2 protein-coding genes are annotated in these 4,427 nt (G+C 55.0%); both read left to right on the top strand.

The features are described from left to right. Positions 1-87: 87 nt before the first annotated feature. Complete coding sequence (locus AWB78_RS41550) at positions 88-369, top strand: hypothetical protein (RefSeq protein WP_062612992.1); 282 nt, start codon at positions 88-90, stop codon at positions 367-369. Between the two features lie 2,041 nt (positions 370-2,410). Next, positions 2,411-4,393, top strand: a complete 1,983-nt coding sequence (locus AWB78_RS41545) for a ShET2/EspL2 family type III secretion system effector toxin (protein ID WP_157697866.1) — start codon at positions 2,411-2,413, stop codon at positions 4,391-4,393. Positions 4,394-4,427: the final 34 nt, after the last annotated feature.

The following is a 4,427-nucleotide window of genomic DNA, read 5'->3' as shown; positions in this document are numbered from 1 at the left end:
CACGCGATCACCAGCAAGCTTCCTCGCTGTCCGTGTTGCTGGGAGATCAGGTTAAATTTATGACACAGTGAGACTAGGAGACCGATTATGAGCCACGAGACGATTCCTTCCCTTCCCACCGCTGAACGCCAGGCGATGCTTGAGGCCGTGCTGGTGCTGCTGTTGCGGGCGAACGAAAGTTATCTTGCGGATTTCGCGAAGCTCGCCAGCCTGGCGCAAGCGAGCGTGTACGGACTTGAGCAGGGGCAGGCCGTGGGGATCCTGCTGGCCGAAATGAAGGCATGTGCGGGGAATGCACGGGAAAACCTGGCGCGCAACGTGAGTATGCTGCGGCGTCTTATTGGGCACGTGCCGCCGACGCTGCAGTGAAGTGCGCGTGCCGCCGGGCCCGGGCGACGTTCTCAATGCGCGGACAATGAAAGCGACACCCGCGGCCGCGGCCGTCATGCCCTTCACTTAAACGTCTTTTCTGAAATACAGGACGGCCTAACGACTCAGGCGTCATTTGACGGCTGGCTCCTTGTGCGGCGGGGGGCGTTTCAATTTGGCCATGCCTTAAGATGTTTGCGCAGCCGCTGACGGCAGGGCATGTTTAGCAAAAGGGATGATCGCGGCCCAAGCAACTCGTTTCGCGACGCATCAGACAGGCGATCAGCGCCCCAGATTTACTGATGATTTTCCCTTCGACTGTGCCACTCCGCAAGCTCAACGCCATCACCCGCATCGACTGCTTACAGTAAGTGGCGGCGCTTCATCGCGGGGCTTTCATCAGTACCGGCTGGCATGCATTTCACCAGCCCTGCAAATGGAGCAGAGATTGTTCGTCGTTGGCGGCCTGGCCGATCCATGTCGCGCATGGTTGCCCGCTCGGATCGGCCCTTCGCTGACGCCGCGGTCAGCCGCTATTGCCTCGCGTACAAGCGCGCCATAGGCGCAAGGCCGGGGCAACGCCCGACGCGGGTTCTTTCAGGGGCTCTCATTCGGAGCGCTTGAGATCATTGGAATGGTACGCAAGTATCGTGTCGAGCCGATCGTTTCAATAGATTGTGATGGATGGTGACGGATCATCGGCGTTTCTAAAAGTGACAATTGACGACGTTTTTAGAGCAAAATGGAATCGCGTGAAATCGCATTCGGAAACATGTTCACGAATTCTTGAGTCCATGTCGTCGATTGGTGGTTTGCTACAATTTCAGCTCGCAATTTTTTGCGACCGCCAAAAGCAAAGGATGTCGTGACTGGCTGCGCGATCGCAATCGCGATAGAGTAGGGCGCCTACGAAATCGAGCCGTTGCCTGGTGTGTACCCGCAGATCGATGCGGCGATCCAATCTGGCGTTGCGAGTCGTTGTGCGTGGTGAACTTTCTGCGCTCGGCCTCGACATGTCGCTCGCCCTATTCGATTTCTCCATGAAGCGTATCTGTCGTGAGAAAGGCGAGCCGTTGCGGCGCAAATCGGGAACAGCTGTCGTCCGGGGGGGGCAGCCATCGCCGGCTAACGTCAGCGGAACTAAGGGTGCTGCGTGAGGCAGAAAAAGGCCGGTGTTTTTCGAACCCGACAAGACACGCACGTCAGGGCGGAAAGTGTGAGGCTGCCTGAAGTTCATCCGCCAGCTGTCTTCGATGCTGGCGGGTGATGGGGTCCGACTGACATCCGTTGCCGGCAGCCGCTCGATGTCGCCACCCTAAAAATACCCTGATGAGGTTTGATCGCAACAAGCTCGGCACTGGAGAGCCCGCCGCTCGCCCATATCGAAGAGCGCCGAACCGCTAAATCGAGTGTCCATCCATGCTCACTCATACAAGCGTTTCGCCTTCGACGCGATGGGCTGACGGCGGTGTTGAGCGGATGATGTCGACGGACCTGAGCGCCCTAGGCGCCGGCTCGATCTGAACGGTCCGTAACGTGATGGACTTGCCATTCACGATCCGTATCGGTGTGGCCGGGCCTTTCGCCTCTTTCATAGAAACGGACGTTTTTGCGCAAAACTGTAATCGTCATTTGTTTAGCGGATAGCACTTAATACTGATTTTCAGATAAAACTATTAAGCATCATGAAAATAAATCCTTTCATCGGTGGTAAACACGCTTCCTCATCTAGTGGAGCTGGTAAAACTTAAGTACACGGTGCTGGTGGCGACCTGCAGGTACCGGAATGTGCTGCAGCATATTTCCGGTACTCTCGCCCTAGGCCCCCGCAGCCCTATCTGAACCGTTGCAGAAGCAGGGGCGACGCGGCCGCCGAGGGCCCGGGCTCAATCGCATTGAGAAGCTTGGACCCGATGAAAGGTGAATGGGTGGCCACGCAAGCACAACCCTTTGGAAGAGATGTCGGTGTGGACTATTCAGGGTTTACCGTCGATCTATCGACCTACTTTGTTGATGCGTTGATACCTATTAGGAGGGCGGCATGAAATCAAGCGGGATACCTCTATCTAACTCTCAGGGCTCTCAGGGCTCTCAGGGCTCTCAGGGTGTCGAACGCAGCAGCCAAGCAATAGGCGGAGCGCAGAAACCTGTCGATACGAAGATTCGTCCGGGACGGCTACTGGGTTCGCTCGAGCGTATGCCGCAGAAACTGTCAGAGATTCGGAAATCCCCGGGCGACAAGCCGCCTGTTGAGTCCGAATTTTCCTTGCCGAAATTATTTACTTACAATGTCGATGGGGCTAATAAATCCAAGGCCTTGGGTCAACAAAACCAACAGAGGGCGACGAGAGATTATCGTCAATATTGCGCAGATAAAATTGCGAAACATAAGTTAGAAAAATTTCAACCGTTCTTTTATAAGAAGCGCCCCATAGAACCGAATCTTAATGGAAAGATTGAGGGCGACGTTCTGGGTAGTAAGTACTGGTGTCGTCATTTCACTGCGTTCTTGACTGATAAGGGGCCAACGCATGCTAAATTAAAAGTAAGATTGAACGAACTTTCGGATTTTAAGAAGGCAGAAAATGCGCTTAATGGCGTTGGCTATGACACCCTCCAACAAATGTCGAATAAGGCCGGTCCCAGCATTCAGTGTAGTAATGCTGAATTTGGTAAAGCAGTATGCGCGCTGGCCGGCCAACTGAACGATGGCGAGGCGCTCACGCATGAGGTATCGTTCAAAGCCGACAGAGTTGGCCTACATTCCATGACGGTTCATGTTTACAAGAAGCAGGGGCGGATTGGTGTTGCGTTGCATGATCCCAATATAACGGGAAATATGAAGCATGGAGAGTACCTGTCTGACGATGAAATTGCAAAGCTTAAGCTGACCGATTTCATGGATATTTCGTACCCAGTTGCACCAGAAATATTTTCGATCAATGGCGTTTCATCGCACTTTTCAGTTCGCTTGGCAGGGACATTGGTCAGCGAAGATCCGCAACGCCAGGTAGATAGCATCTGGGACGCATTGGAAAATGGAAACGCTTCGCACATTTTTGCGGTTTGCCAGTGGCTGACAGGAAAAAAGCTAACGGGCGAGCAGATTGCCAGCTACCTGTCTTCAAAAGTCGCAGAGCGGGAGGGCCTGCCGGGCCTCTTCATGGCTCTTGAGAACGGACACGCTGACGCAGTGAGGGCGTTTGGCAAACTGCTGGCGCTGGTGCCGAAGGAGAAACGGGCAGAGCTGCTCACAGCGAAAAACGGTGATGGCGTGCCGGGTCTCCATAGGATCCTTCAGGAAGGCGAGGCCGACGCAGTGAGGGCTTTCGGCGAGCTGCTGGCGCTGGTGCCGGAAGGTGAGCGGGCGGCGCTGCTCGCGGCAAAAGATGCCAAGGGCGTACCGGGTCTCAATTGGGCTCTTGGCATGGGTCACGTTGATGCAGTGGAGGCTTTTGGCAAACTGTTGGCGCTGGTGCCGGAAGATGAGCGAGCCGAGCTGCTCGCGGCAAAAGACGATTGCGGCAGGCCAGGTCTGTGGGACGTTCTTAAGTATGGTAAGGCTGACGCAGTGCAGGCTTTTGGCAAACTGCTGGCGCTGGTTCCGCAACGTGAGTGGGCGGAGCTGCTCGCGGCAAAGGATGCTAAGGGCGTGCCGGGTTTCTACAAGGCCCTTCAGGACGGTCACAGTGGCGCAGTGACCGCTTTTGGCGAACTGGTGACAGAGCTAAAGGAGAAGGTGTCGCAGGACGATCTGAAGGAGCTGCTGCTCGCGAAAGATATTCACGGCGTTTCGGGACTGTTCCAAGCGTTTGCAGACAAGCAGGACAATGCGATCAAGGCCTATATCGGCGTGGTTAATAAAGTGTCGCCGACCATGAGGCGGCCCCAAAAAAAATTGCTTTTGGAAGGAATTCGTTCGGCACATGGCCGCCGTTCGCTATGGACTTTGGGCGTGTGGGTCAACACCGCTGCGTATAAGGATCGTTACCGAAATAACTTCCCGCTATGCAGCGCTTGTTGAGTAGATGCGGTAGTTCCATGCAGGCAGGGTTGGG

The sequence above is a fragment of the Caballeronia calidae genome (genome assembly GCF_900044055.2).
Taxonomy (GTDB): domain Bacteria; phylum Pseudomonadota; class Gammaproteobacteria; order Burkholderiales; family Burkholderiaceae; genus Caballeronia; species Caballeronia calidae.
Note: the sequence above shows the minus strand (reverse complement) of the source record. Positions and strands in the feature narration are given on the sequence as shown.